At 58.2% G+C, this 26,957-nt stretch carries 23 protein-coding genes; 18 read left to right on the top strand and 5 right to left on the bottom strand.

The genetic code is table 11. The features are described from left to right. The first annotated feature begins 24 nt into the window (after window positions 1–24). Window positions 25–717: a hypothetical protein gene (locus BUB60_RS13315; RefSeq protein WP_073079888.1), complete on the top strand. Its 693-nt coding sequence runs from the start codon at window positions 25–27 to the stop codon at window positions 715–717. Between the two features lie 66 nt (window positions 718–783). On the opposite strand, the gene BUB60_RS13310 is transcribed toward BUB60_RS13315, so the two are convergent. Beyond that, the gene (locus BUB60_RS13310; RefSeq protein WP_084726484.1) at window positions 784–1,791 is read right to left on the bottom strand and encodes an NAD-dependent epimerase/dehydratase family protein; all 1,008 of its coding nucleotides are present in this window, start codon (window positions 1,789–1,791) and stop codon (window positions 784–786) included. A gap of 182 nt (window positions 1,792–1,973) precedes the next feature. On the opposite strand from BUB60_RS13310, the gene BUB60_RS13305 reads away from it, so the two are divergent. The 3 genes from BUB60_RS13305 to BUB60_RS13295 all read left to right on the top strand — a co-directional run bounded on the left by BUB60_RS13305 (window position 1,974) and on the right by BUB60_RS13295 (window position 3,587). Further along, window positions 1,974–2,537 (top strand): TetR/AcrR family transcriptional regulator, encoded by a 564-nt coding sequence (locus tag BUB60_RS13305; RefSeq protein ID WP_084726483.1) that lies wholly within the window; start codon window positions 1,974–1,976, stop codon window positions 2,535–2,537. Window positions 2,538–2,620: 83 nt separating this feature from the next. Then, a complete protein-coding gene (locus BUB60_RS13300; RefSeq protein ID WP_073079884.1) occupies window positions 2,621–3,094 on the top strand; it encodes a glutathione peroxidase in 474 nt (157 codons plus the stop codon). Window positions 3,095–3,161: 67 nt separating this feature from the next. After that, window positions 3,162–3,587 carry a MarR family winged helix-turn-helix transcriptional regulator gene (locus tag BUB60_RS13295; protein ID WP_073079882.1) on the top strand — a complete coding sequence of 142 codons (426 nt, stop codon included), beginning with the start codon at window positions 3,162–3,164 and terminating at the stop codon, window positions 3,585–3,587. A gap of 48 nt (window positions 3,588–3,635) precedes the next feature. On the opposite strand, the gene BUB60_RS13290 is transcribed toward BUB60_RS13295, so the two are convergent. Both BUB60_RS13290 and BUB60_RS13285 read right to left on the bottom strand, forming a co-directional pair. Then, complete coding sequence (locus BUB60_RS13290) at window positions 3,636–6,089, bottom strand: glycyl radical protein (protein WP_073079879.1); 2,454 nt, start codon at window positions 6,087–6,089, stop codon at window positions 3,636–3,638. A 203-nt stretch (window positions 6,090–6,292) separates the two neighbouring features. Further along, on the bottom strand, window positions 6,293–6,625 hold the full coding sequence (locus BUB60_RS13285) for a hypothetical protein (RefSeq protein WP_073079877.1): 333 nt from the start codon (window positions 6,623–6,625) through the stop codon (window positions 6,293–6,295). Window positions 6,626–6,799: 174 nt separating this feature from the next. Between BUB60_RS13285 and BUB60_RS13280 the strand changes: the two genes are divergently transcribed. The 14 genes from BUB60_RS13280 to BUB60_RS13210 all read left to right on the top strand — a co-directional run bounded on the left by BUB60_RS13280 (window position 6,800) and on the right by BUB60_RS13210 (window position 23,442). Continuing rightward, on the top strand, window positions 6,800–7,687 hold the full coding sequence (locus tag BUB60_RS13280) for a LysR family transcriptional regulator (protein ID WP_073079875.1): 888 nt from the start codon (window positions 6,800–6,802) through the stop codon (window positions 7,685–7,687). Window positions 7,688–7,823: 136 nt separating this feature from the next. Continuing rightward, complete coding sequence (locus BUB60_RS13275; protein WP_073079872.1) at window positions 7,824–8,783, top strand: glycyl-radical enzyme activating protein; 960 nt, start codon at window positions 7,824–7,826, stop codon at window positions 8,781–8,783. 904 nt (window positions 8,784–9,687) lie between these two features. Further along, a complete protein-coding gene (locus BUB60_RS13265) occupies window positions 9,688–11,211 on the top strand; it encodes an FAD-dependent oxidoreductase (protein ID WP_073079867.1) in 1,524 nt (507 codons plus the stop codon). Between the two features lie 22 nt (window positions 11,212–11,233). Then, the gene (locus BUB60_RS13260; RefSeq protein ID WP_073079865.1) at window positions 11,234–12,007 is read left to right on the top strand and encodes an SDR family NAD(P)-dependent oxidoreductase; all 774 of its coding nucleotides are present in this window, start codon (window positions 11,234–11,236) and stop codon (window positions 12,005–12,007) included. Window positions 12,008–12,067: 60 nt separating this feature from the next. Further along, on the top strand, window positions 12,068–13,177 hold the full coding sequence (locus BUB60_RS13255; protein WP_073079862.1) for a zinc-binding dehydrogenase: 1,110 nt from the start codon (window positions 12,068–12,070) through the stop codon (window positions 13,175–13,177). A gap of 36 nt (window positions 13,178–13,213) precedes the next feature. Continuing rightward, window positions 13,214–14,266: a uroporphyrinogen decarboxylase family protein gene (locus BUB60_RS13250; RefSeq protein WP_073079859.1), complete on the top strand. Its 1,053-nt coding sequence runs from the start codon at window positions 13,214–13,216 to the stop codon at window positions 14,264–14,266. 197 nt (window positions 14,267–14,463) lie between these two features. Further along, window positions 14,464–14,901, top strand: a complete 438-nt coding sequence (locus BUB60_RS13245; protein WP_073079857.1) for a MarR family winged helix-turn-helix transcriptional regulator — start codon at window positions 14,464–14,466, stop codon at window positions 14,899–14,901. Between the two features lie 88 nt (window positions 14,902–14,989). Further along, window positions 14,990–16,021, top strand: a complete 1,032-nt coding sequence (locus BUB60_RS13240) for an epoxyqueuosine reductase (RefSeq protein ID WP_073079855.1) — start codon at window positions 14,990–14,992, stop codon at window positions 16,019–16,021. Between the two features lie 127 nt (window positions 16,022–16,148). After that, on the top strand, window positions 16,149–18,110 hold the full coding sequence (locus BUB60_RS13235; RefSeq protein ID WP_073079853.1) for an oxidoreductase: 1,962 nt from the start codon (window positions 16,149–16,151) through the stop codon (window positions 18,108–18,110). A 172-nt stretch (window positions 18,111–18,282) separates the two neighbouring features. Beyond that, complete coding sequence (locus tag BUB60_RS13230; protein ID WP_073079850.1) at window positions 18,283–19,182, top strand: MoaF N-terminal domain-containing protein; 900 nt, start codon at window positions 18,283–18,285, stop codon at window positions 19,180–19,182. Between the two features lie 197 nt (window positions 19,183–19,379). After that, window positions 19,380–20,942, top strand: coding sequence for a spore germination protein (locus BUB60_RS13225; RefSeq protein WP_073079848.1), 1,563 nt, complete (start codon window positions 19,380–19,382; stop codon window positions 20,940–20,942). Continuing rightward, complete coding sequence (locus BUB60_RS13220) at window positions 20,942–22,093, top strand: Ger(x)C family spore germination protein (protein WP_073079846.1); 1,152 nt, start codon at window positions 20,942–20,944, stop codon at window positions 22,091–22,093. The genes BUB60_RS13225 and BUB60_RS13220 overlap by 1 nt, the downstream gene beginning before the upstream one ends. A 2-nt stretch (window positions 22,094–22,095) precedes the next feature. Next, window positions 22,096–22,317 carry a hypothetical protein gene (locus BUB60_RS13215; RefSeq protein ID WP_073079844.1) on the top strand — a complete coding sequence of 74 codons (222 nt, stop codon included), beginning with the start codon at window positions 22,096–22,098 and terminating at the stop codon, window positions 22,315–22,317. Between the two features lie 9 nt (window positions 22,318–22,326). Continuing rightward, window positions 22,327–23,442 (top strand): GerAB/ArcD/ProY family transporter, encoded by a 1,116-nt coding sequence (locus BUB60_RS13210; protein WP_073079842.1) that lies wholly within the window; start codon window positions 22,327–22,329, stop codon window positions 23,440–23,442. On the opposite strand, the gene BUB60_RS13205 is transcribed toward BUB60_RS13210, so the two are convergent. Both BUB60_RS13205 and BUB60_RS13200 read right to left on the bottom strand, forming a co-directional pair. After that, window positions 23,439–24,173 carry a spore coat protein gene (locus BUB60_RS13205; protein ID WP_073079840.1) on the bottom strand — a complete coding sequence of 245 codons (735 nt, stop codon included), beginning with the start codon at window positions 24,171–24,173 and terminating at the stop codon, window positions 23,439–23,441. The two genes, BUB60_RS13210 and BUB60_RS13205, sit on opposite strands and share 4 nt — an antisense overlap. 174 nt (window positions 24,174–24,347) lie before the next feature. Continuing rightward, entirely contained in the window at window positions 24,348–26,621 is a 2,274-nt protein-coding gene (locus BUB60_RS13200; protein WP_073079979.1) for an AMP-binding protein, read from the bottom strand. Window positions 26,622–26,957 lie beyond the last annotated feature (336 nt).

The following is a 26,957-nucleotide window of genomic DNA, read 5'->3' as shown; positions in this document are numbered from 1 at the left end:
GAAAATGCCCGAGGAGTGACACCATTGTTAAAGAAAACAATCCCTGTCTTCGCATTGATCCTGACGCTGACACTTTTCAGTTCCTGCGCTTCGGAAACGCCGCAGACGAGCCCCTCGCCGGATGCGAGCGTCCCGGCCGACACCTCGGCCGACGCCTCTCCTGATGAGGGAGGAAATGCCGGCGCCGGCGCTTCGGCCGACAACGGCGGCGTGCCTGCGCGGGGCGTTTGGAGCAATGGCGTGTATTCCAGCGTATTCACCGGACTGAAGTTCACCTTGCCGGACGGCTGGGAGGTCTCTCCGGATGAGGAAGTCGCCGAGAAAATGAGCATTGCGGCGGACACACTGTCCGATAAAACGAAATGGGCCGCCGCCGCCTCGGGCCTGTCGACGATTTACGATATGATGGCCAGCGATCCCACCACCGGGAGTAACGTTATCGTCATGTTTGAAAACGCCGACGGTATGGCGTCGGTCAGCGAGAGCGACTATCTGCTGGCCGCGGCAATGGCGCTCGATCCCGAGGACTATACCATTGACGATACATATACCACAAAGGTCGGCGCCACGGATTATAAAACGCTCCATGTGTTTGAAAAGTATATAGAGTACGATCAGTATTTCTTTGTGCACAGGCAGGGCAATTATATGACAAGCTTCGTCGTCACCATCCTGGACGACACAAAAATCGAAGATTTTCTGACGCATTTCGCCTGAACACCCTTTAAATAAAAAAATCCCCGCCTGAACGGCTTGTTCATGCGGGGATTACGTTATGCCGTCTCAGATTCTTCCCTCGCCCTTCAGCCAGGCGATAGTGTCGCGGATGGTTTCCTCAAAGGGGCGGGGGCGGTAGCCCAAATCGCGGGAAGCCTTGGCGTGGGAATAGAGAGAGTTGCCGCCGAGGGTGTGCAGGGAATAGGCGCAGAAAAGCGGCTGCTGTCGCCGGAACCTGTAATAGAGGGCCGTCAGCGGCAGGCCGGCGCGGGCCAGCCACATGGGGGCGAAAAACCGCGTGCGCCGTCCCCCGGTTTCCTTGTGGAACAGGTCGAACATCTCCGACACGGAGACTTGGCGGTTGCCGAGGATATAGCCCTCGCCGGCGCCGCCCCGCTGCGCCGCCGCCGCGATGCCCTTTGCCACGTCGCGCACGTCGACAAAATCGAAACGGCTCTTGAGGCCGACGGGCATTTTGCCCATACAGTACGCAATGATAAGCTGCGTGATGTTATTGCTTTTGCCATAGTCGTACGGCCCTAAAATGCCGCAGGGGTAGACGATCGTCGCGTTGAGCCCGTTTTTGACGGCTTCCTTCACATAGGCCGTGGCCTCCGCTTTCGTCTTGGCGTACGGCCCCACGACCTTGGCCGGGTCAAACGTCTCTATCTCCGACATCGGCTGGCCGTCCGGCAGCGTCGGCATGGCGTGGATGGAGCTTACATAGACGAGCTTTTTCACATTTTGCTGTACGCACATGTCCACGATGTTTTTTGTGCCGCCCACGTTGACGTCGTGCAGCCTTTTGCTGGCCTTCATGGAGGTGCTGACGATGCCGGCGCAGTGGATGACGATCGTCTCCGTCTCCTCGGGCACGGCAAAGAACTCCGACAGGGAGGCTTTGTCCAAAAGGTCGCCCTTTACCTGCTCGACGCCGTCCGGCAGCCGCGCGGCCGCTTTATCTCCCGGCATGACAAGCACGCGTATATCCCGAAGGTCCGACGATATCAGCTCGCGGACGACCGCGCTGCCCAGATGGCCGGCCGCGCCCGTCACTAAATATTTAGTACGCATCATACCACTCCATTTTTACGAACACAGTGTTGATTAACTATCACAATTTCATTATAATAGCACTGTGTCTATTATCAACAGTCACATTCGGACCTTATGCATGATACCTGACAATCACAAAGTTTTTTGTCTGGTATCTCTGGAAATGGATGTAAATTTTTTATGAACGGGCGGGATAAGTCGTGGCGGAAAAAACGGACAGAAGAGTCCTGTACACAAAAATGGTCCTCAAGCAAAGCCTTCTGGAGCTTTTGCGCGAGCACCCGATCGAGAAAATTACCATCAAGGATATCTGTCAGAAGGCCGATATCAACAGGGGCACGTTTTATTCCCATTTTTCGGACCCCTACGACCTTTTGGAGCAGATCGAAAACGAGCTGTTCAGCGAGATATTGTCGTCGGTGGAGTCTCTGCTGAAGGCCGAGGCCATTTCGGGGCTGCTCCTGAAGATCTTCGAGTCGATCCATAAAAACAGCGACCTCTGCCGGATATTGTTCAGCGATTACGGCGACAAGGTGTTTTTGCGGCGGATCATGAATATCGCCCGCGACAGGAGCATCGCCGAGTGGAAGAAAATGATCCCCGCGGTGAAGGACGAGCAGATGGAGCTGCTCTACCTGTTTTACGCCAACGGCTGCGTGGCCATCATACAGCACTGGCTCCTGAGCGGCATGAAGGAGAGCCCCCAGGAGCTCTCGGACATGATCGAAAAGCTGTCCCTCAAGGGTCTCCGGGCATTTATATAGGCGCCGTTTGCGGTTTGGCTTGACAATAAAATTTAATTGTGTTAAATTAAATTTATAACAATTGAATTTTATGAGGTGACACCATGAGTATCTATGATATTACAGTCAGCGACAATAAGGGAAATCCCGTACCGATGTCCGCTTTTAAGGGCAGGGCCTTGCTGATCGTCAATACGGCCACGGCCTGCGGCTTTACCCCGCAATACGCCGGTCTTCAGGAGCTGTACGGAAAGTACGGGGACAAAGGGCTGGAGATTCTGGATTTCCCGTGCAACCAGTTTGCCAATCAGGCGCCGGGCAGCGCGGAGGAGATTCATACGTTCTGCACGGGGCGCTTCGGCGTCACGTTTCCCCAGTTTGCAAAAATCGATGTGAACGGCAAAAACGAAGCGCCGCTGTATACCTTCCTGAAAAGCCGGCAGGGCGGCGTGCTCGGCTCGAAGATAAAGTGGAATTTCACAAAATTCCTTGTGGACCGGGACGGCCGCGTCGTCGGCCGCTACGCGCCGACAGTCACCCCGGAAAAAATAGAGGCCGACATTGCCGGGCTGCTCTGAGGCGGCAGCTGTCGGGGCAATTGCGCCCGGGGCGATTGTGTGATATGATTTCGCTGGAGGCGACCGGATGAGTTATGAGGCTTTAAAACTTGAAAATCAGCTCTGTTTCCCGCTCTACGCGTGCTCCAGGGAGGTCGTGCGGCTGTACAAGCCGTTTCTGGACGAGATCGGGCTGACATATACCCAGTACATCGCCATGATGGTGCTCTGGGAGAAAAACGAGGCCACCGTCAAGGAGCTGGGCGACCGGCTCCATCTGGACAGCGGCACCATCACGCCGCTTGTGAAAAAGCTCCAGTCCCAGGGCCTTGTAACCCGGGCCCGGGACGCGGCCGACGAGCGCAGCGTCATCGTGGCGCTCACCGAGCAGGGAGGAAGCCTGCGGGACAAGGCAGTGAGCATCCCCGAAAAAATCGGCCGCTGCATCCCGCTCACCGCCGACGAGGCGGGGACCCTGTATCAACTGCTGTACAAGGTTTTGAAAACGGTATGAAATATCAAACGCCCCGCCGAAAGGCGGGGCGCGTTGTTTGAAGCTTTATTACATCGCCAGCTCTGTCCTTTTTATAAGGTCGTTCTGGCCGGAGATGTGGAGCTCGACGAAATAGGCGGAGAAGCCGGCGACGCGGACGACGAGGTCTTTGTGCTTGTCGGGGTTTTTCTGGGCGTCACGGAGGACGCCCGTGCTGATGACGTTGATCTGGAGCTCCATGCCGCCCAAGTCGAAGTAAGTCTGCATAAGCTGCATAAGCTTTTTCCAGCCGTCCTCTCCGGCCAGGGCCGTGGGGTGGAACTTGAGGTTCATGAGGGTCCCGTTGGCGAAATCCGTCTGTTTGATCTGGGAGATGGAGGCGATGATCGCCGTGGGGCCGTTTTTGTCGTAGCCCTGGGGTGCGGCGATGCCGTCGGCCAGGGGCTCGCCCTTATAGCGGCCGTCGGGCGTGGCGGCCGTCATCTGGCCGAACATGACGTTGGTGGTGACGGGATAGAGACCGGCGCTGGAACGGTTGCCCCTGGGGCCGCTCGTTGCCCTGACCGCGTCGGCAAAGACCTTGGCCGCCCAGCCGGCCAGCGCGTCGGCCTCGGCGATGCCGTTGCCGTAATGGGGCGCCTCGTTCAGAATATAGCGGTGCAGGTCCTCAAAGCCCTCCCAGTTGTTCAGTATGGCGTCGTACAGCTCCCGGGCCGTGCAGACTTTCTTTTCAAACACGCAGTGGCGGATGATGTTCAGGCTGTCGGCCACATTGCCGATGCCCACGCCGGAATTGCCGGTGGAGTTGTATTTGGCGCCGCCCCACATGACGTCCATGCCCTTTTCCATGCAGCCCGCCATCGTGCAGGAGACGACCGGGTTCGGCAGGACCTCCCGGGCCACGTACTCGAACGAATTGATGTTCATATGGTGCCATTTGACGAAGAATTCGATCTGCTTTTTAAAAGCCTCCTTGACCTCCTCAAAGCTCTTCATGTCGTAGAGATGGCCGGTCGGCAGTCCCACGCGCGTTTCGGACGCCTTGAGCTTCGCGGCTTCCGCCATGCTGTCCGTCATGAGCGGCGGCATGGGATTGTAGCCGTCGTTGATGGCGATCCATAAGGCGGCGGCCAGATTCATATAGCTCTCGGTGCCGGTGCCGCCGCAGCAGGGCCACTCCGTGCCGCAGCCGGCGGGCTCGACACAGCCGATGAGTGTACAGTTCCTCGCGTCCTCCAAGGACAGGCCCCGGGCCATCAGGGCGGGGATGATGACCTCGTCGTTTTCAAATGTCGGCACGCCGCCGGCGAGCTTCGTGGTCTCAATCGCCGCCTCCCAGAGCTCCGGCGGGGTGTTCTTGTGGATGCGCAGCGCCTGCGGGGGATCGTGCAGGACGAGGCGGCCGGCCGTCTGCAGCATCATATAGGTGACGGCGTTGGACGCGTCGTTCCCGTCCTTGTCCACGCCGCCCATAGTCATGAGCTGGCCGGAGGTGTAGCCGGGGTTTGACTGGGTGGCGCCGTAGCTCCAGGGCTTGTTCATTTCGGCCACCTTCAGGTAAAAGAGGTCCAAAAGCTCCTGGCCGTATTCCGGGGTAAGGCGCCCGGCCTTGATGTCATTGTCATAGAAGCCGCCCAGGTACTGGTCCACCCGGCCGAAGCTCATGCCGTGCATGTTGGCGTCGAGGCACAGGCAGGTCTGGTACATGAACAGGCACTGCACCGCCTCGTGGAAGCTGCGGCACGGCTTTTCCATGCACCAGTCCAGCACCTCCGCCATCGTCTCCAGCTCCTTTTTGCGCCCGGGGTCGGCCTCAGCTGCCGCCATCTCCGCGGCAAGGCGCGCGTAGCGCTTGGTGAGCGTGATCATGCCGTCGCAGACGATGGAGACGGCGCGGTAAAAGTTGTACTGGTCGATGGTCCTGCTTGGTATCCCCTGCCCGACGAGCTCGGCCTTTTTCGCCTCGGCCTCGGCCCTGATGGCGGCAAAGCCCTTGCGGATGGCGGTATTGTAGCCGGTGGCGAAATGGCCCACAGGGGACATTGTCTGGCCCCGTGGCCCGAAGAGCAGCACGCCGTTTGCGGCGATGGGCTTGTATTCGTCGATGATGGCGGCGTCTGTCTTGGCGCTCATGCACTCCTTCATCCAGAAATCCACGGTGGAAAGGATATAATCCCTGTCCTCGTCGGAGACGATATAGGGGTCGATGTCGCGCGTCATTATATAGCCGCTCTCCAGCTCTTCCTTCAGCCAGATGACGGAGTTTTCCGGGTACAGGGCGCAGGCGCGGTACTTGGACGACTGGGCGCCGACGATGACCTCCCCGTCGTCGATGCGGATGGCGATATTCTCGCAGATATTCTTAAAGTTTTTGGCGCGCTTTAAAATTCCGGTCAGATCCGGATTGTCCATATAAAACTCCGTGATCAGCCTGTAACGGGATGTGCAGATTTCCGGCTGCGTGCCGCGGTATTTCTCGCGCATTTTTTTAACGCGCTCAGTGACGGGTGCCAGCTTATACATGCATCTGCCTCCTTAAAATCAAGTGAGCCGCAGTATTTCTCCAGCTTGAGTATAGCACAGCCCCCGGGAAATTCAATTTCCATCGGCGTATGAGATGATGCAAGAATATCATGACGTTTCCGCCAACCCGGCCGTCGGCAAAAAAAAGCAGCCTTTCGGCTGCTTTGGGAGGATATGCGCAAATCCGGAAAGAACCGCAAGGATCAGGGCGTCCCGGGGGTGGGAGAGGCGGCCTCCGTTACAAGCTCTATGGCGACGGCGGTAACCTGCACGGGATAGCTCTCCTTTATTTGCGGAAGCGCGGTGATCTTTACGGTCTGCCCGACGATGAGATTAAATCCGATCTTTACATCGGCGGCAAACGAAACGCTTGCCTTGTCAAAGCCCACGTCGTCGGCTGTGGATACCAGGATCGAGCTGTCATGTATTTCGTCTACGGTGGCGGTGAAGACAATATTTTGTTCTTTTTTTCCGCATCCGGCAAGGGCCGATAATAACACCCCGGCGCATATCAGTAAAACAATGATTTTTTTCATGTGACAGACCTCCTGTTTTATTTTGGGACGGTTATTCGATAGAAAATGTTCCATTTACGGTACGTGGCCCGCCGGCGCGTTTCGATTTTCCTGTTTCAAAATTTTCGGTAGTATGCTACACTATGTGTGTAATTATGTGCTCCTGACAGGAGGCTATTTAACGGGGGAATCGGCTTGAACTTTTCACAGATCAAATGCTTTTTGGCCGCGTCGGAGTGCCTGAGCTTTACGCGGGCCGCCGACAGGCTTTACCTGTCGCAGCCTGTTTTGAGCCGTCAGATCGCGGCGATGGAGGACGAGCTTGGCATCGAGCTTTTTACCCGGGAGAAGAAGTCGATTCGCTTGACGCCCGCCGGCGAGATTCTCGCCCAGGGCCTCAACCGGCTGGCCCGGGAATACCAGGCCCTTGTGGAAAAGGCGGGCGCTGTTCACCGGGGCTTTGCCGGTAGGCTCAATATCGGCATGGTGGAGGGGCAGCTTATCTGCCCGCCCTATTCCGTGGCGCTCAATAAGTTCCATGACAAATACCCGGACGTTCAGGTCAACCTGTCGCGCCATACGATGGCGGGCATACACAGCGCCCTCCAGAGCGGCGAGATCGACGTGGCGTTTGCCGCGCTGTTCAATTTGAATGACCAGGACGACCTGGACTACATCCCCGTCGGCATGGCGGGGACGCGGCTGGTGATCCCAAAGTCCCATCCTCTGGCCGACAAGGAAAACGTCAGCCTGACGGATTTCAGGGAGGACACGTTTTTAACGCTGCCGGAAACGGAGTCGCCGTACATCGCCCGTTTTTCCGAGCGTATCGCCAAGCATGACTTTTTCAGGCCGAGGACCCTGGAGGCCCCGAACATCGGCGCCCTGGCGCTCTGGCTGGAGGCGGGCTACGGGATTTTCCCGCTCAACGCCAATCATTCCCTGCGGAACAATCCGAATCTGGTTTTCAAGTATATCCCCGAGCTGGAGGACGCCGTTGAGATCGTCATGTGGAAGAAGGACAATACAAATCCCCTTATCGCCATGTTCACCAAACAGTTCGAGGGCATCGGGCAGAGCTGACGGCCGCTGTTATACGTATTGCTTATCAAAGCATGCGAAAAATGTTCTTTACGAGACCGGCCGTATCAACTAGAATTAATTTAAACAAAGCATCCCCGCCGCTTGACGGGGAAATCAATATCATTGGAGACGAGTTATGGAGACGAAGGCATTAACCGGCAAGTTCTACGATATACAGGGCTTTTCCGTCCATGACGGCCCGGGCATCCGCCTGACGCTCTTCATGAAGGGTTGTCCGCTCCGATGTCCCTGGTGCCACAGCCCGGAGTCCCAGGCGTTCCCGACGGAGCTCAACTGGATGGAAATCAAGTGCGTCGGCATCGAGAAGTGCGGCAACTGCCTTAAGGTCTGCCCTCATGGCGCCATTTCCCCGGGCGGGAAGAAAAAGTCCCTCACCGGCGACGACGAAATCACGCTGGTGACCGTCGACCGGTCCAAATGCGACAACTGCGGCAAATGCGCCGAGGCCTGCACCTCCAAGGCGCTGTACATGTGCGGCACCGACTACACTCTCGACGAGATTATGGAGCGGGTCAGGAGAGACGTCCCGTTCTTTAAAAAGTCCGGCGGCGGCGTGACGGTTTCCGGCGGCGAATGCCTCTGGCAGCCGGAATTTCTCCTGGAGATCCTCAAAAAATGCAAGGAGGAGGGCATACATACGGCCGTCGACACCACCGGCTACGCCAAGTGGGAGGTCATCGAGCCGCTCCTGCCGTACACGGACCTGTTCCTTTTGGACATCAAGGGCATCGATCCCGAGCTGCACAAGCGCGTCGTCGGCGTGCCCAACGAGCTCATTCTTGAAAACGCCAGGAAGATCGCGAAGGCCGGCGGCAAATTCCAGATCAGGATACCGACCATACCGATGTATAACGATTCCGTCAAGGCCTTTGACGATATGGGTAAATTTATAGTGGAGCTCGGCGACGCCGTGGAGGTCGTGCAGCTGTTGCCCTACCACAATCTCGGCACCGTCAAATGGGAGCGCCTCCAGCGCAGCGCCCCCATCCTTGAGGCGACGCCCCCCTCCGACGAGCTGATGCAGGCCCGCAAGAAGCAGCTGGAGGACCTGGGGCTGAATGTGATCATCCACTAAAAGCCCGGTCCTGTCATTCCGGCACGCTCAGTATAACATACTGAGCGTGCTTTTTCGTTATAAAAAAGCCGTCTACCCACCCGCATACTCATTCGACATAAACCGACAAATGCCTCCAATCGGCGTTTTTAAAAATATAAATACAGCACAAATCGAGATTCTCAAAAATCGATTATCCAGCAATTGCAACGCTTTGACCTCTTTTTAAGCACGAAGTGCTTAATACTTCCGTAACATATCAAGGAAAATATGCCTCACTCCAGTCCCTTTTCGGCGCTTTGGCAGGCATTTTTAATCAAAATCACCCCCAAAACATCCAATAGAAGCCCTTTTTCATCCAACACAAGCCTGTTTTTCTGTCGAATCCCTCGTAGGGGGCGATGCCCACATCGCCCCGTCGGTCCTTCCCCACAGGCCACCGCCGCGCCGACAGAAGTAGGCGAACACAGTTCGCCCCTACGAAGACAATCCATGCCACCGGCAACCCATTCTTCCTTGCCGGCCCCGTTGTAGGGGACGCCGCCCTCGGCGTCCCCTCGCACCGCACCCCGGGGACTGGGCCGCGCACGTATCCCCGTTTTCCCCGGCTCCCTCAGACGAGGGAGCTGTCGCCCGCAGGCGACTGAAGGAGGGAACGCCTCCCGGCGCGGCAGCATGTTATACACAGCGGCGCGGGACAAGTTCACTCCTTCCGGCGCTCCGCGCCACCGCCCTCGACCGAGGGAGGCTTTTTGTCCTCCCTCCGCCCCCTCTCGGAAGGGGCTTTATTTTTATGTGCGGAAGATACGAAGAATCCGATAATTCGTCGTATGCTACGTTTATTGACTTGCGGAGCGGGCGTGATAAAATGGAAGCATAGACCAACAAGAGGATGGAAGATTTGACAGTAAAAGGAGGAAGAAACGTGACGAATACAAGCGGATTTTTCACGGATGTGCTTGTTGTGGGCGGCGGCGTGGCCGGCGCGGCGGCGGCGATCACGGCGGCGCGGAAGGGGGCGCGGACGATGATCGTGGACAGCGCGCAGTCCATGGGGGGCCTGGCCACCAACGGGTATGTGACAGGCATCGCCGGCGTCAATGAGGGTATCTGCAAGGAGTGGCTCGACAGGCTCGCCGCCGACGGGGACGCCGTCATCCGCCCGCACCTGCCGGTCATTGACCCGGACAAGGGCAAGCTGATGCTGGAGCGGATGATGGTGGAGTCCGGCTGCCGCATCCTTTACGGCACCACGGCGCTGGACGCCGTCCTCGAGGACGGCGTCGTCAGGGGCGCCGTGTGCCACGGGAAATCGGGGAAGTTTGAGATTGCGGCAAAGCTCGTCATCGACGGCACCGGCGACGGAGACGTGGCGGTGAGCGCGGGCGCGCCGTTCGAGCTGGGCAGCCCCCATGACGCGGGGCTCAATATGTCAACGACCTTGGCGTTCCGGATGGCGAACGTCGATCTTCAGGCCTATTATGAGGCCAATTTCAAATGGCGGGAGAGCGCGGGGCGGGACCGGCTGACAAAGTCCTTCGGCCTCCTGCAGGACCTGGAGGAGCAGGCGGTGTCAAACGGCGACCTGCCCTTTGTGGTATTCCCCACGGCGCTCATCTACCAGGTCCCGAAGACCGAGATCACCGACGCGGACATCACGGTGATGACGACGCACAGCTTTTATACCCGCAACACCGATACCGAGGACCTGACGCGCCAGATTCTCGAGCAGCACAACCAGATGGTGTGGCTGGAAAGGTTCTTTAAAAAGTACGTGCCGGGCTTTACGCGCGCCCGCGTCACCGGTATCGCCAATATGCACGGCGTCCGGGATTCGCGGCGTATTCTGGGCGAATACATACTGAAGGATACCGACGTGGCTGCCGGCGCCCGGTTTGAGGACGGTATCGCCCGGTTCCCGGAGTTTTTCGACACCCACCATCCAACCAGCCGGCGGCTCGGCTTTTTGCGCCATATTCACGTGACCGCGCCGCTCCCGGGCGCCGTCTGCCGGGAGGCCCAGTGCTCTGAGGAGATGCACCCGTTCGGGCGGCCGGCGGGGCTGGAAGCCCGCGTGGACCCCAAGGGCTACAGCGAGATACCGTACAGGTCGCTGGTGCCGCTGAAGGCGGAGAACCTGCTGGTGGTGGGCCGGTGCGTGTCGGCGGAGTTCAACGCCCAGGCGGCCGTACGCATCATCGCCCCCTCCATGGGGACGGGGCAGGCCGCGGGCATCGCCGCGGCCCTGTGCCTGAAAACCGGCCTGACGCCCCGGCAGCTGGACGGAAGGCGCGTCCGGCAGGCGATGATCGACGACGGCGTGCCGCTGGATCGGCCGTTCACCGGCCACTGGGGCGCCGTGCAGAATTTTGAGGGGGAGCACGTGGTGCTGACGGGCGATTTTATCGGCTTTCGACAGCAGGACGGCAGCATCGTCACGGCGATGTAGAAATTCGAAAGGGGATATAAGTATGGTCGATTACGGCATAAGCGGCAAAGTCGCGGCGGTCACCGGCGCAGGAAAGGGCATCGGCCGCGAAACCGCCATCCAACTGGCAAAGCAGGGTGCGGCGGTCGCCCTCATCGGGCGGAGCATGTCGTCCCTCAGCCTCGTAGAGGAAGAGATCAGAGCGTTTTCAAACGACGTCTCGTCTGTTGAATGCGACGTTTCCTGCGAGGAGAGCGTCAACCGGGCAGTGGGCGACATCATTAATAAATCCGGCAGGATAGACATCCTGGTCAATAACGCCGGCATCGAGGCCGACAGGGAACCGGGCCAGATGGGCGGCGATATCCTCATGACCACGTCCGTCGAGCAATATCACAAGGTGCTGGACACAAACCTCATCGGCCACTACAACTTCCTGCGGGCCGTGATTCCGCACATGCAGGAACAGAAGTTCGGGCGCATCGTCAATGTGAGCTCCGTGACGGCGTTTAACGGCGGTGTCGGCAGCGCGGCGTACGTGGCCTCCAAGGCGGGCATCATCGTCCAGACAAAGGCCTTTGCCCGCCAGTTCGGCCCGGATAATATCATTATCAACACCGTCTGCCCCGGCATGATCGACACGCCTATGCATGCCACCACGCCGAAGGAGAACTTTGAGACGGTGGCGCGCATGGTGCCGCTCCGTCGGGTCGGCAAGCCCGCCGACGTGGCAAAGCTCATCCTTTTTCTGGCGCAGGAAGACCTGTATATGGCGGGAGAGACCATTGCCGTCGATGGCGGCGGCTCGATGCGCTGAGATATCATTGGCATTGGCCTCATTAAAATTTTGGCGCTTTTGCGCGGGGGAGGATTATCTATGAGATGCCGCGTTGCGGTTGTTGAAAAAATGGGCGGGCCGTTCTCCGTGGAGGTCATGGAGCTGGCCGAGCCGAAGGAAAAGGAAGTCCGTTTAAAGATTATGACCTGCACCATCTGTCACAGCGATATCCACGGCGTCCGGGGCGAGCACGGCCCCTATGAGGGCTGCGCCACGGCGGGGCACGAGATTGCCGCCGTCGTCGACGCCGTCGGCCCCGGCGTCACGTATGTGAAGCCCGGTGACCGGGTCGCCTGCTGCGTCATCCGGGCCGGGTGCGGCGTGTGCGACCCGTGCCTGCACGACAGGACGTGGTTTTGCGAGAACATCCCGCCCATGGCCTTCCGGATGCCGGGGCCGTACACCCGCGACAACGGCCTTGTGCCGATCCAGACGAACGCCTCCGGTACCGGCTTTGCCGAGTACTGCAACGCGCACGAGTCCACCCTGTGCAAAATAGACGACGATATCCCGTACCCCGTCGCCTCCGCGCTGGCCTGCGGCTTCATCACCGGCTTCGGCGCGGTGTTGAACAGGTGTAAGGTAAAACCCGGCGAGAGCGTGGCCGTCATCGGCTGCGGCGGCGTGGGCCTGTCGGCCATCCAGGGCGCCCGTGTGTCGGGCGCGTGCCCCATCGTCGCCATCGACACGGTGGACGGCAAGCTGGAGCTGGCCAAAAAGTGCGGCGCCACCCATACCATCAACCCAAAGACGTGCGAACCGGCGGCGGAAATGCGGAAAATCTATAAATACGGCGCGGATTATACGATCGTCGCCGTTGCCGGCCAGGGCATCAAGCGCGAAGCCATGGACCTGACGGCGCCCTGGGGCACCGTCTGCATCATCGGCCATGCCCGGCCGGAGGAGGAACTGCTCGCCGACTTCTGCGCCATGGAATTTCTCACCGGCAAAAAGTTCACCGGCAGCGTCATGGGGGCGTTAAACCTCCGCCGCGACATGCCGAAGTATATGGATATGTACCGAAGGGGCATCATCGATATCGACGCCATGCTGACCCACCGGTTTGCCCTCGACCAGCTCAACGAGGCGTTTGACGACGCCGAGCACGGCGCGCTCAAAAACATCGTCGTCATCGGCGGCGAATATTAACGGAAAGGTAACGTGCTATAGAAAGGAGCTCCGCTTATGATCGATTTCGAGAAGATGCCGCCCTCCAGGCAGCCGCAGGGCACCTTTCCCTGGATGATGCAGCAGCCGCCGAAGCCGCTGTACCCGGGGAACAGGCCTTTAACGGCCAAGGAGAACCTGCTGCGCATTTACAGGGGAGAGAAGCCCTGCTGGATGCCGGTCTGGCTCACCGACAGCCAATACTGCTGGCCGGACGTCTACCAGGAGCACGCCGTTTTTGAAGGCACCGGCGACGACTGGTGGGGACAGCACTGGACCTATGAGCCCTCGATCCAGGGCCAGATGCCGACACCGGGCTACCGCGTCATCACCGACATCGCCAAATGGCAGGAGGAGGTCAAATTCCCGGAGCTGGACGCCGTCGACTGGGAGAGCGACGCCAAGCTCCAGACAGCCCGCTACGACCCCGACCGGGCCCACCTGTTCCATGTGGTAGAAGGCATCTTCGAGCGCCTGCACGAGCTGATGCCCATGGATGAGACGCTGGTGGCCATGTACACCGACCCCGAGCAGGTCCATGCGTTCTTTAGAGAAATGGTCGGTTACAAAATAAAGCTCATGGGCCTCGTGTTCAAGTATTACGATCCCATCGACTACATCATCTGGGGAGACGACTGGGGCCACCAGAGGTCCGGCTTCTTCTCCAATGAGATGTTCCGCGAGTTCATCATGCCCTACACAAAGACGTGCTGGGACTGGGTGCACGATTCCGGCCGGTTCGTCGAGCTGCACTCCTGCGGCCTGACCCAGCAGTACATAGAGGAATTTGTGGAAATGGGTCTCGACGCCTGGACGCCGCAGCCGATCAATGACCTCGACATGCTCACGAAGAAATACGGCGAGAAAATCTGCCTGACGGTCAACCAGCCCGAAATCGCCGGGGCCAAGTCCGAGCAGGAAGCCAGGGCGCTCATCCGCAGGTTTGTCGACAAGTACGCGCCCCGCGGGAAGGTCGTCTCCGGCCCGATTATGAATGCCGACGAAAAAATCAGGAACGCCGCCCTGGAGGAGCTTTACAACTACTCCAGTGAATTTTACGCGAAGAAATAAAAGACATCGATAGGTGCGCCGGCGGGATGGCTTCATCCCGCCTTTCTTGCGGGGGGAATGGGACGCCGAAGGCGGTGTCCCCTACGGGGACATTTGGATATCATACCCCGGCCCGATTTTGGCATCGGGACCTGCTTGACAAAACGGGAAGCTCGTGGTAAAACAATACGTGTATATACACCAAAGGCGGTCTTCATATGACAAGACAACAAAAACCAGAAAAAGCACCGTCCCCGTGCAATTGCCTGAACCTGCGGCGGGCGTCGTCGGCCATGACGAAGATATATGACGCGTATCTCGCGCCCTGCGGCATATCGATCGCGCAGTTTTCGCTTTTTCGGCATCTGAGGCAGCTGGGCCCCGTGAGCGTCAGCGCGCTGGCCGAAAAAATCAGACTCGACAGGACGACGCTCGTCAGGAATCTCCGCCCCCTGGAGAAGGCGGGCCTTGTGGTGGACATTTCGCCCCGGAGTGCGCGCAGCCGCGAGCTGGAGCTGACGGAAAAAGGCAGGGAGAAGCTGGGGGAAGCGGAAAAGCTTTGGGACGGCGCGCAGCGCCATATCGAAGAGGCGCTTGGAAAGGACAATATCGCGTTGCTCACCGAGCTTTTGACACGCATTGAAAATATCCGGTGATACGCGCTTTTATAAACGCGGCCTGCGGCGCGATTATTTTTAGATCGATACGTGTATATACACTATTAATGTTAAGGAGTTATCCGGAATGAATGCTATGGAGGAGAAGATCGCGCGCCGCGCGCTGGCGCTGGGATATGAGAAGTGCGGCATTGTCCGGCTCGCGGCGATGGAGGGCTACGACGAGAAATTGAGCGAACGGATACAAAAGGTCCCGGAATCCGCGCCGTTTTATGAAAATCAGAAGCGCCTGACAAATCTGGCCGAGCAGTACCCGTGGGCCAGGTCCGTCGTGGTCGCCGTCCATCCCTACGGACGGTACAACGTGCCGCAAAACGCGGACGGCCATATCGGCAAGCACTATCTGTTTGACACGCGCGTGAGTGAAGCCTCGCCCGAATATAAGGCCTGCACGGAGCTGGAGAAATATCTCCAGGAGCTGGGGCTCAAAACCGCGGGAAACAGAAAGTTCGGCGTTGTCGGTCTGCGCTGGGCGGCCATGCAGGCCGGGCTCGGCCTTGTGCGGCGGAATAACTTTTTTTACACAGAGTCGGGCTCCTGGGTGACGCTGGAGGGCTGGCTCACCGACGGGGACCTGGAGCTGATACAGGCAAACGCGCTCCCCCAATGCCCAGAGAACTGCGGGCAGTGCGTCAAGGCCTGCCCCAGCGGGGCGCTTTTTGACCGGTACACCATGTCGCCCGGGCGCTGCGTCTCATTTTTAACGACCTTCGGCGGGCGTGACCTGCCGGAAAATCCGCTGGCGAAACGGTTCGGCCCGTGGTACTACGGCTGCGACGCCTGCCAGGACGCCTGCCCGATGAACCGGGGGAAATGGACGGGCGGGGAGGAGTTCCCCGGGCTTGCCGAGCTGTCGCCATGCCTGTCGCCGGAGAACGTCCTGCGGATGGACGACGCGTTTTACAGGGAAAAGATTCAGCCGCGCTTTTTCTACCTGTCGCCGGAGGAGCTCTGGAAATGGAAGGTCGACGTCCTCAATTACATGCACAATAATTATACCGAGGACTACGGGCCATATATCCTTGCCGCCTGCGGCGATGAGAACGACAAAGTCGGCGACATGGCGCGTCACGTGGCCACGGAGCGGTCTCTTCTATAATTTCAATGTAATATAGCACTCAGAACTTCTTTTGACAAGAATATCGCACGCTCCTTATAATCGAGATAGCAGACAAAGCCGCAATTATCTTGAAAGGAGAGCGTGAGGTTCCACGCGAAAAGATTTGATGAGCACGTTGAAATATCCGCATCTGTTTGAGCCGGTAAGGGTTGGGGGGACACTGTTCCGCAACAGGCTCTTCGCCGCCCCGACCGGGCCCCAAGCTCTGACGCTGGAAGGCTTCCCGACGCCGGACGTTATCGCCTACTATGAGAGGAAGGCTATCGGCGGCGCGGCCGCCGTCACGGTCGGCGAGGGAATCGTGGACAGCAAGAGGGGCAGGGGCGGCCAGTGGCACGTGATGCTGGATAACCCGAGGGCGGCGCATCCGCTGCACCGGCTTACGGACGCCGTCACCCGGCACGGGGCGGTGGCGTCGGTGGAGCTGCAGCACGCCGGCATGTACGCCAACCGGGAGCTCTCCTTTATGGGCGGCGGGGCCAGGGGCGTCGCCTACGGGCCTGTTGAGTGCGAGCTGGCCGGCCGGCATATCCTGCCAATGACGGAAGAGCTCATCGAGGAGACGATCGAAGCTTTCGCCAATGCCGCGCTCTTTGCCAAGCAATGCGGCTTCGGCATGGTGACGGTCCACGGCGGGCACGGCTGGCTCATCTCTCAGTTCGTTTCGCCGCTGGTCAACACCAGAAAGGACAAATGGGGCGGGAGCGTGGAGAACAGGGCGCGCCTGCCCGTGGCCATCGCCGACGCCATTCATAAAAAATGCGGGGCAGATTTCCCCGTGGAGATGCGCATTTCCGGCTCGGAGTGCCACGCCGCCGGTTACGGTATCGACGAGGGCATCGCGCTTTCAAGGCAGCTGGACGGGCATGTGGACCTGCTGCACGTTTCAGCGGGCAGCCACGAGGTGCCGGAGGTCTTCCCCGTCACGCATCCGAGCATGTTTTTAGAGGACGGCGTCAACGTCAGATACGCCGCCGAAATCAAAAAATACGTCAAAATGCCGGTGGCGGCCGTCGGCGCGCTCTCCGACCCCGCGCTCATGGAGGAGATCATCGCCTCCGGGCAGGCCGACGTGGTGGAGGTCGCCCGCGGCCTCATTGCCGAGCCGGACCTGCCGAACAAGGCGCGGGCCGGGCGCGACGGGGAGATCAAAAAGTGCATGCGCTGCTTCCACTGCTTCTCGACGCTCTTGAGCGACGGGCAGTTCCATTGCGCCGTCAATCCCGAAACGAGCCGAGAGCTGGAGTGCCGTTATGCGCTGCCGGTCAAGGAGAAAAAGACCGTCCTGGTGGCGGGCGGCGGTATCGGCGGCCTGCAGGCTGCGCTCACCTGCGCCGCCCGGGGCCATAACGTTGTCCTCTGTGAGAGAAGCGGCAGGCTTGGCGGCGCCCTGCGGTGCGAGGAAAAGGTGCCCTTTAAGCAAAAGCTCGGCGAGTACATCGGCTATCAGGTCCGGGCTGTGGGGAAGGCCGCGGTGGACGTGCGCCTCAACACGCCCGTGACGAAGGCTCTGGCGGAGGCCATCGCGCCGGATGTCATCATCGCCGCGCTGGGCGGCCGGCCCGTCGTGCCGGGGATCAGGGGCATCGACGGCAAAAATGTCCTCTCGGCGGAAGAGGCCTATATAAATCCTGAAAAGGCCGGCAGGCGCGTGGTCATCCTCGGCGGCGGGCTCGTGGGCGTGGAGCTGGCCATTTACCTGGCACAGCTGGGACGGACGGTGACGGTCGTCGAAATGCTCGACAGGCTCAATGACGGCGGAAACTTTTTGCATATGATGGGATTGAACGTGGAGCTCGCCCGGTATCATATCGGCGTTGCCCTCGGCACGAAGGCCGCTGAGATCAATGAAAAAGGCGTTGTCGGGCAAGGTCCCGACGGGGAGAGGCTGTTCGAGGCCGATACCGTCGTCTACGCCGTCGGCCAGAGGCCGCTTGACGGCGAGGCGGCCGCGCTCAGCGCCTGTGCGCCCGAATTTTACATGATAGGCGACTGCAGCGTCCCGAAAAATATTGCCGCCGCCACCAGCGCGGCATACACCGTGGCGCGGGATATCGGGGTATACTAAGCTGCCGGTAAAGCCTCGCGACAGCCTGAAAATTCCCCTCTAGGAGGGGAATTTTTCGTTTGCTTATCCTACCATATGCCCCTTATGTTATGGCAACTTTGCATATGCGATTGACGTCGCCGGGAAAATTGCTATATACTTTGCACAATGATAAATATGGGAGGATTTAACAATGGATCTGGTTAAGAAATACGGACCGATCGCGGGCGGATTATCTATCGGCCAGTACTGTCCCCCCGCGTGCTTTGAGCTCGCCGGCAAACGCCTTGAGCTGGTGCTGGACACCGGCGAGGACACCGGCGGCGCCGTTCTCAATTTTCTGGACGAAACGCAGCTGGAGTGGAGCATCCGGGACGGCGGCGAAGCCAAAGCGGAAAAATACGAGTGCCGCAAGGCGGACGACCGGACGTATCTTGTCACCTACTGCCTGGACGGCGTGACACCGCGGGAAAACCACACCTGGGTCATCGACAAAGAGCAGAGCCTGGTGACGTTCCTGCGCTGTCGGCTGGGCGAAAACCCTTATTGGCCCTACCTTATTGAAAGCCATTTCACTTTCGGCTATATCAGGGAAGAAGGAAAAGACCATCCCGACCGCAAGCGCCACGGCTTTACCGAGGAGGTGGCGGGGACGGGCGTAAAGTGGACGTATGGCCACGAGCTGGCCACGGTGCACGTGTATTACAGCCCCCACTGGTACCGCATTACATATCCGAAGGGCGCGGCGGCATCCAAACAGGCCGTCGACACCAACAACAATTTTAATGAAATGATGAAAGCGCTGCCCGGGTCGGACGAACCGGCGTATTACGTCAAGATCAAGGAGAGCATATATCTCATCAGCGTTACCGAGCAGAATATGGAGAAGATATTGGGCGAGAAGGCCGGCTTCCGCAGCGACACGCTGTGCTTTCTGGACAACTGGAAGCACCTGTACAGCGTCGGCCGGGGCTTCGGCACGACGACGCTGGGCGGGGAGGAGCGGGAAATCTTCGTCATGATCGGCAAATACGGCGCGCCGGAGGACGTCGACGCACATTTTTTTACGGACCCGAATCCTTATCTGGTGTAGAGCACCGGCCATAATATAGGGGGCGCAATATCCTGCCGGGCGGGACATTGCGCCCCCTTTCTGCCGCGCTGTAAAAAATCGGCAGCGCCGGCCGGCGGCTTTTGAGAATCGGAATGCGGCAGTTATGGAATATTATCTTGTAAAGACGGCCGTTTACGGCAGCGCGCGTTGCGGCGATTCAGAAAAGCGGGTAAAAAATGTTCAGAAAAAATAAAGAAAAACCGATCCAGACGGATAACAATACGAAAAACACGGAAAATACGGAAGATCGGCAGCTGGCAAAGACCCTGTCTGAAAATATCGGCATGTTCAGAGCCATTTTCCAGGATGACAGCACAATAATCTTCAGAGACTTCGAAAACGTTAACGCCAAAGGGTTCCGCTGCTGCCTCGTCTATTTTGACGGCATGGTGAACACGGAGGTTTCGAACGAAAATATCATTAATCCGATCATGAACGCGGACATCCTGAAGATCAGGGACGGCGGCCAGGACGTGCTCGATATTCTGAAAAACAAGGTCATATACGCCAACGAGATCAAAAGGTCGGGAAACGTCGACGAGCTGCTGATGGCCCTTTTCAGCGGCGACGCGCTCATCATGACGGAGGGCCTGGACGCGGCGCTGATCGTCAACAGCAAGGGCCTGCAGGTGCGGTCGCTGCAGGAGCCGGGCCTGGAAAAGGTCCTGCAGGGCCCGAAGGAGGGCTTTTCAGAGACGATCATCACGAACCTGTCGCTCATCAGGCGGCGGCTTAAAACGCCGGATCTGAGGTTTAAATTCAAGGAAATCGGCACCCGGACAAAAACGCGTGTCTGCATTTGTTATATTGACACCCTGGCAAACGACGATATTCTGAAGGAGCTTGAAAGCAGGCTGGACCGCATCAGCATCGACGGCATCATCACCTCGAACTATATCGACGAAATGATAAAGGACAGTCCCCTGTCCCCGTTCAAAACCATCGGCACGACCGAACGCCCGGATGTGGTGGCGGCAAAGCTCCTGGAGGGGCGATTTGCCGTCATTGTGGACGGAACCCCTTCCGCGCTGACGCTGCCGTTTGTGTTTATGGAATATTTTCAGTCTGCCGACGATTATTACACGAGCTTTTTCTTTTCCTCAATCAACAGGTTTTTGAGATGCCTGGGCGAATTTTTTACAACGAGCATACCGGCGATCTATGTGGCCCTGATCACCTTTCATCATGAGATGATACCGACGGAGCTTCTGCTGAGTATCACGGCGGCCAGGCAGCAGGTGCCGTTCCCCTCGGTTATCGAGGCGCTGATCCTCCTGTTTACCTTTGAGGTCATCAGGGAGGCGGGGGTGCGCATGCCGCTGCCGATGGGCCAATCGGTCAGCATTGTCGGCGCGCTTGTTTTGGGGCAGGCGGCCATCGAGGCAAGGCTGTTCAGTGCGCCGATGGTCATTATTATCGCGGCCACGGGCATCACCGGGCTTTTGACAATAAAGCTGAAAGGCGCGAGTATCCTCATCAGGCTGGGGCTATTGCTGCTGGCGGCCTTTATGGGACTGTACGGCTATATCTTCGGCGTTATCGGGGCTTTTATCTACATGTTCAGCCTTCGCTCCTTCGGCGTGCCGTACATGATGAATTACGGGTCCATCAATCCGGTGGATTTGAAGGACATGTTTATCCGGGCGCCGTGGTGGTATATGAACTACAGAACCAAGCACACCGCCGCCAAAAATGTCATCAGGCAGAAGGTGCCGGCAAAGGAAGAGAAAAAAGGCTGATGAAACGCAGAAAAATATGGATATTGCTGCTGTGTTATCTGTTGATATCCTCGGTGCTTTCAGGCTGCTGGAACTACAGGGAAGTGGAGAGCTTTGCCATTATCTCCGGCTTCGCCGTGGACAAAAAAGATGAAAATTACCTGCTGACCTTTGAAATCGTCAACGTAGAGTCGGGAAAGGATACGGTTATCAGCACAAAGCATGTAACCTCAGAAGGCACGACGGTCTTTGACGCCGTCCGGAAAACAATAAAAATGGTCGGCAAAAGGCTCTATTTCAGCCATGCGGAGGTCGTCATCCTGAGCAAAGAGGTCGCGGAAGAGGGAATCGTACCGATACTGGACTGGGTCGCCAGGGATGCCGAGCCCCGGAGCACGCTGCACTATCTGGTTTCAAAGGAGGGGCCGGCCGGCGAAATCCTGGAGCAGCAAAGCATGACGTCGGATGTCCTTGCCTATGAGCTGAGCGACATGCTGAAGGCCCAGCGGAGCCTCTCTAACGCGCTGGACACCGAGGAGTGGCAGTTTATGAGGGATATGGCCACGAAGGGCTTGTCAGCCACGCTGCCGACCGTACGCCTGACCAACGATGACAATAAGGTGCTGCCGGAGATTTCGGGCGCCGCCATATTTAAAGAGGATAAGCTCGTCGGCTTTATTGACGGCGAGGATACGATGACGATGATGTTTATAAAGGACGAAATAAAGGGCGGGCTGTTGGTCAACAAGGAATACAAGGGAGATTCCGTAACAAACATGTCTCTCGAAATACTGACCAGCAAAACAAAGCTGAAGCCGCGGTACGCCGACAATAAAATAACGATGGAGATCGTTACCGAAACGAATGTGGCCATCGATGAAAACGGCGGGAGGGACAATTATCTGGAGGGAGAGGCGCTTGCGAAGCTGAAGAGTGATTTTGAGACGATGCTGCAGGACAACATCAGAAACCTGGTGAAAAGCATGCAGGAGGAATACGACTGCGATACCTTCGGCTTCGGCAGAGCCATTAAAATAAAGCTGCCGCGCGTATGGAAGCAGATAGAGCCGCAGTGGAGTGAGGTCTATAAGACTGTAGAGGTGGAGGTGCATTCTACGATCAACATCAGGAATACGAGCTTCGAGTCAAAACCGGTTAAGGTGGGAGATTGACGATGCCGATACTCTGCACAATGGTCTATATTTCTTTCGCCCTGATCGATCTCATACCGATAGTGAGGAACAAAAGATGGAAGGTGCTGGCCGTCTACGCCGTGTTGATATTGGCGTCGTACACTTTCAGCATGCTGACCGAGCAGGGTATTCAGCTGCCCAGCCCGGCCGGGCCGCTGAAGGACCTTGTCACCTCGATCGTCGGAATACCGAAAACGTCGTAAGGTAGAAGCATGCGTATGGAAATTATCTCGAACAGACAGGGCATCACGCTGATAGCGCTGTTTATCATGGGCAGCACGCTGGTCCTTGGCATCGGCGCCGACGCCAAGCAGGACGCGTGGCTGGCCATTCTTCTCGCCGTGCTGCTCGCCGTCCCCATGATGGCGATCTATGCCAGACTGCTGTCCTTATATCCTGAAAAAAACCTGTATGATATACTTGACACCGTTTTCGGCAAGCTTTTCGGCAGGCTCGTGGCGCTGCTCTTCACCTGGTATGTGTTCCATCTCGGCGCCATGGTCCTGCGCAATTTCCAGGAATTTATCAAGGTGGTCGCGTTCCCCGAAACGCCCGAATTCGTCCCGATCATGCTGATGGGGATTTTATGCATCTGGGCGGCCAAGGAGGGCGTTGAGCTTTTGGGCAGGTGGTCGCAGTTTATTATGATCATCCTGTCGGCCATCATTGTTATCGTCGTCCTGCTCTGCATGAAGGACGCGGATTTTGACAATCTGCGCCCCGTCCTGTATAACGGCGTGGGGCCTGTTATCAGCAGCGCTTTCGGCATTTTTTCGTTCCCGTATGCGGAGACCTTCGTGTTTACCGCCGTTTTTACATTTTCCAAAGTGCGGAACAGCCCGCTGAAGGTCTATCTGAAAGGGTTGATCCTCGGTACGGTTTTTGTGCTGCTCGTGTCCCTGAGAAACCTTCTTGTGCTGGGCCCGGATTTGATCGAGCAGGTCTATTTCCCCTCCTATGCGGTGGTCGGCATTGTCAATATCGGAGATTTCCTGCAGCGCATCGAGGTGACGGTGGCGGTGGTGTTCCTGTTTTCGGGATTTGCGAAGATCAGCGTCTGCCTGCTGGCGGCCTCCAAGGGGGTCGACTATATTTTCGGCCTGGGCAATTACAGGCAGATCGTCGCCCCTGTGGGGCTTTTGATGATGGTCTCCTCTCACATTATCTATCAAAGCATCATGGAAATGCAGGAGTGGGCCTTTGATATATACAAATATTACGCATTCCCGTTTCAGGTGCTGCTGCCGGTGGTCATATGGATCGCCGCGGAGCTCAAGGCAAAGCGCGCAAAGCCGGACGGATCCGTCCGGCATCCGCCGCGCGTTTAATACAGCGGTGTCAGCCTTGCGCCCGGGATGGAAACCGTCAGGGCCGCCGACGCAAATTTCTGCCCGTCCCAGGCGAGCAGGTTTTCCACATGCCCGAGGGTATCGGCGTTCGTCGTGCCGATAATGCGCTGGACCGCCAGCAGGTCGAAGCCGTTGTTTCTCTCGTCCGCGGCCACGGGCGTCAGCGCCGAGATGGCGAGGACCTCCCCCTTTATGGGCTTCATGAGCTTGCCGGGGGCGGTATAATACTGAGAAATATAGTCGTAGCCCTTGTCGCTGATATCGAGGATAAAAAGCCTATCCAGGGCCGCACTGCCGACGCGCACCCTGTAGAAATTGTCGTAATCGACGCTGAATATGTAGGTTTCATTGTATTTTTCAAAATCGAAGAGTTCCCGTATGACGGCGTCCTTATAGGAGTATACATAAAAAATGCCATATCCGCCGCTGCCGCCGGCGTCGATGCTGACCTTGATATCCTTTGTCAGGTCGCGGTTGAAATCGCCCAGAAACAGCCGCGGGTTATAACCGGCGTTATATTTGGGCGTGACGGTTTTGACGGTGCCGCTCCGGCTGTCCTCGATCACCAGCGTGATGTTTTCCGCGAACAGCCCCGCTTCGCCGTCCGGCTTGCGGCCGACCAGGTACACGGATTCGGATACCCCGTCGCCGGTGACGTCCCCGCGCTTGTAGTCAAGTACGTAAACATTGTTGCCCTGCAGACTTACCATATAATTCGGCGCTCCCTTTGATTTATTTTGCCCGCCGCGAGTATCCGGGCCGCGCGGCGAAATGTCCCCAGAAACATGATATTCAGCGGTTTGTGAATTGCAACAGGCGCAGATATAAAAAGCCCCCGTATCCTGCGATACGGGGGCGCGCTGCCGGTAAGAGGCGCTGCCGGTTTACAGCTTGTTTCTCTGGATTTTTCCGCTGATCGTTTTCGGCAGAGTGTCGCGGAAGACGATGATGCGGGGGTATTTGTAGGGGGCGGTGTGGGTCTTGACGTAGTCCTGGATCTCTTTTTTCAGGTCCTCGGTGGGCTCGGTGCCCTTGGTGAGCACGATGCTGGCCTTGACCACCTGGCCCCGGACTTCGTCGGGCGCCGGGGAGACGGCGCACTCCAGGACGTAGGGCAGCTCCATGATGACGCTCTCGATTTCGAACGGCCCGATGCGGTAGCCGGAAGATTTGATCACGTCGTCGATGCGCCCGACGAACCAGAAGTAGCCCTCTTCGTCCCGCCAAGCCGTGTCGCCGGTGTGATACAGACCGTCGTGCCAGGTGGCCTGCGTCTTTTCCTCGTCGTCATAATAGCCGTTGAACAGGCCGCAGGGGATGCCCTTGCCGGTGCGGATGACGATCTCGCCCGTCTCGCCGATGCCCACGGGGTTGCCGTCGGGGTCGACGATGTCCATGTCGTACAGGGGGCTCGGCTTGCCCATCGAGCCGATTTTCGGCGTGGACCCCACCAGATTGGCGATGCTCAGCGTCGTTTCCGTCTGCCCGAAGCCCTCCATGATGGTGAGCCCGGTCGCCTTTTTAAATTGGTGGAACACCTCCGGATTGAGCGCTTCGCCGGCCGTGGTGGCGTATTTAATCGAGGAGAGATCGTATTTTGACAGGTCCTCCTTGATGAAGAAGCGGTACATCGTCGGCGGGGCGCAGAAGGTCGTGATGTTGTATTTTGCAAACATCGGCAGAATGTCGTGTGAATCGAAGCGGTCGAAGTCGTAGGTGAAGATCGCGGCCTCACACAGCCACTGCCCGTAGAGCTTACCCCAGAGCGCCTTGCCCCAGCCGGTATCCGAGATCGTCAGGTGGATGCCGTCGGGATCGACGTTGTGCCAGTATTTGGCCGTGATGAAATGGCCCAGGGGATATTTGTGCGTGTGCTCCGCCAGCTTCGGATATCCGGTTGTCCCGGAGGAGAAGAACATCACGGCCAGGTCGCTGCCGCAGGCGCTGTCGTCCGTGCGGTTATACGTGCCGCGGAACATGGAAATCTCACTGTCAAAATCGTGCCAGCCCTCGCGGCTGCCGCCGGCCATGATCTTTGTGGCGACGAACGGGCAGTTCGCGATTGCCAGCTCCGCCTCTTCCGCCGCCCCGCCGTCCGCCGTGCAGACGATCGCGCTGACGCCGGCCTTGCCGAAGCGGTATTCGAAATCCTTCTGCAGCAGCTGGTCCGTTGCCGGGATGGCGATGGCGCCCAGCTTGTGCAGGGCGATGATGGCGATCCAGAACTGGTAGTTGCGCCGCAGCACGAGCATGACGCGGTCACCCTTTTTGACGCCCAGGGAGCAGAAATAGTTGGCGGCCCTGGAGGAGAGCCGGCTCATATCCTCAAAGGTGAAACGGCGCTCGACCTTCTCCCGGTCAAGATGCAGCATGGCGAGCTTGCCGGGCGCTTTCGCGGCAATGGCGTCGACCACGTCAAACGCGAAGTTGAAGCGGTCCTCGTTTTTAAAGAAGATCGACTGCAGCACCCCGCGGCCGTCCTCTACGGTTTCGACAAATTCCTCGTAGATGAGCGGCCTTTGCTTAACGGCCGGCTCGATTGCCGCCGCGGCCGTTTTTTCTTCCGCCGCCGGCTCTCCGGGGATGACGACGGCGCAAAAGACGCAGTCCCTGCCGCCGACGGCGATCATGCCGTGGGGCGTGGTGCTGTTGTAATAAATACTGTCGCCCTCGTTTAAAATCTCCGTGTGCTCGCCGATCTGGACCTTCAGGCTGCCGCTGAGGATGATGTCAAATTCCTGGCCGGCGTGGCCCACCAGGGCGATGGGCTTGCTCTGCTGCTCTTCGGAATACGCGTACGTCACCCAGAAGGGCTCGACGATTTTGTGGCGGAAGAGCGGGGCCAGGTCTTTTATATCGATACCCGGCTCCTGGGCCGTCATCCGGCCCTTCCCCCGCCGCGTGACTGTATAGGACGACAGGTGCGCGCTGCTGCCTTCCAAAAGCTCCGTCAGCTCCACGCCGAAAACGAGCGCGCACTTGTGGATGAAGGTGAAGGGCAGATCCACAAGGCCCGACTCGTATTTGACATAGACGTCCGGAGTCAGGTCCGTTTTTGCCGCCATTTCTTCCGTGCCGAGCCCGATGATCTCGCGAAGCTCCCGGATGCGCGCGGCAACATCCATCAGCATGATTGACATTTGTTCGTTCGGAGCCATATTGTCCGTCCTTTTCCCCGGCGCCAATATTTTTTCGTCCCCGCCTGTTTCGCCGGTCAGCGGCGGGGCGTTTTTAGCCTGAAATGCAAAAATCCGCCTCAAGGAAACTTTCCCTTGAGACGGATATGATCCGCGGTACCACTCAACTTGCTCCGGAGCCTTCACTCCGCAGCCACTCTTTACCGGACTCTATCAAGCCCTCGGCTTTAACGCAGCCATACGGGAGGCGTCTACTGGCCGTGTACCTACGGTACATGCGGCGTTTCGAGCCCCGGCTCGGAAGTGATGGGTTTGTGAGATTTCCTCGTGCCGGCTTCCACCGCCCGCCGGCTCTCT

The organism is Sporobacter termitidis DSM 10068 (assembly GCF_900130065.1).
GTDB lineage: Bacteria > Bacillota > Clostridia > Oscillospirales > Oscillospiraceae > Sporobacter > Sporobacter termitidis.
Note: the sequence above shows the minus strand (reverse complement) of the source record. Positions and strands in the feature narration are given on the sequence as shown.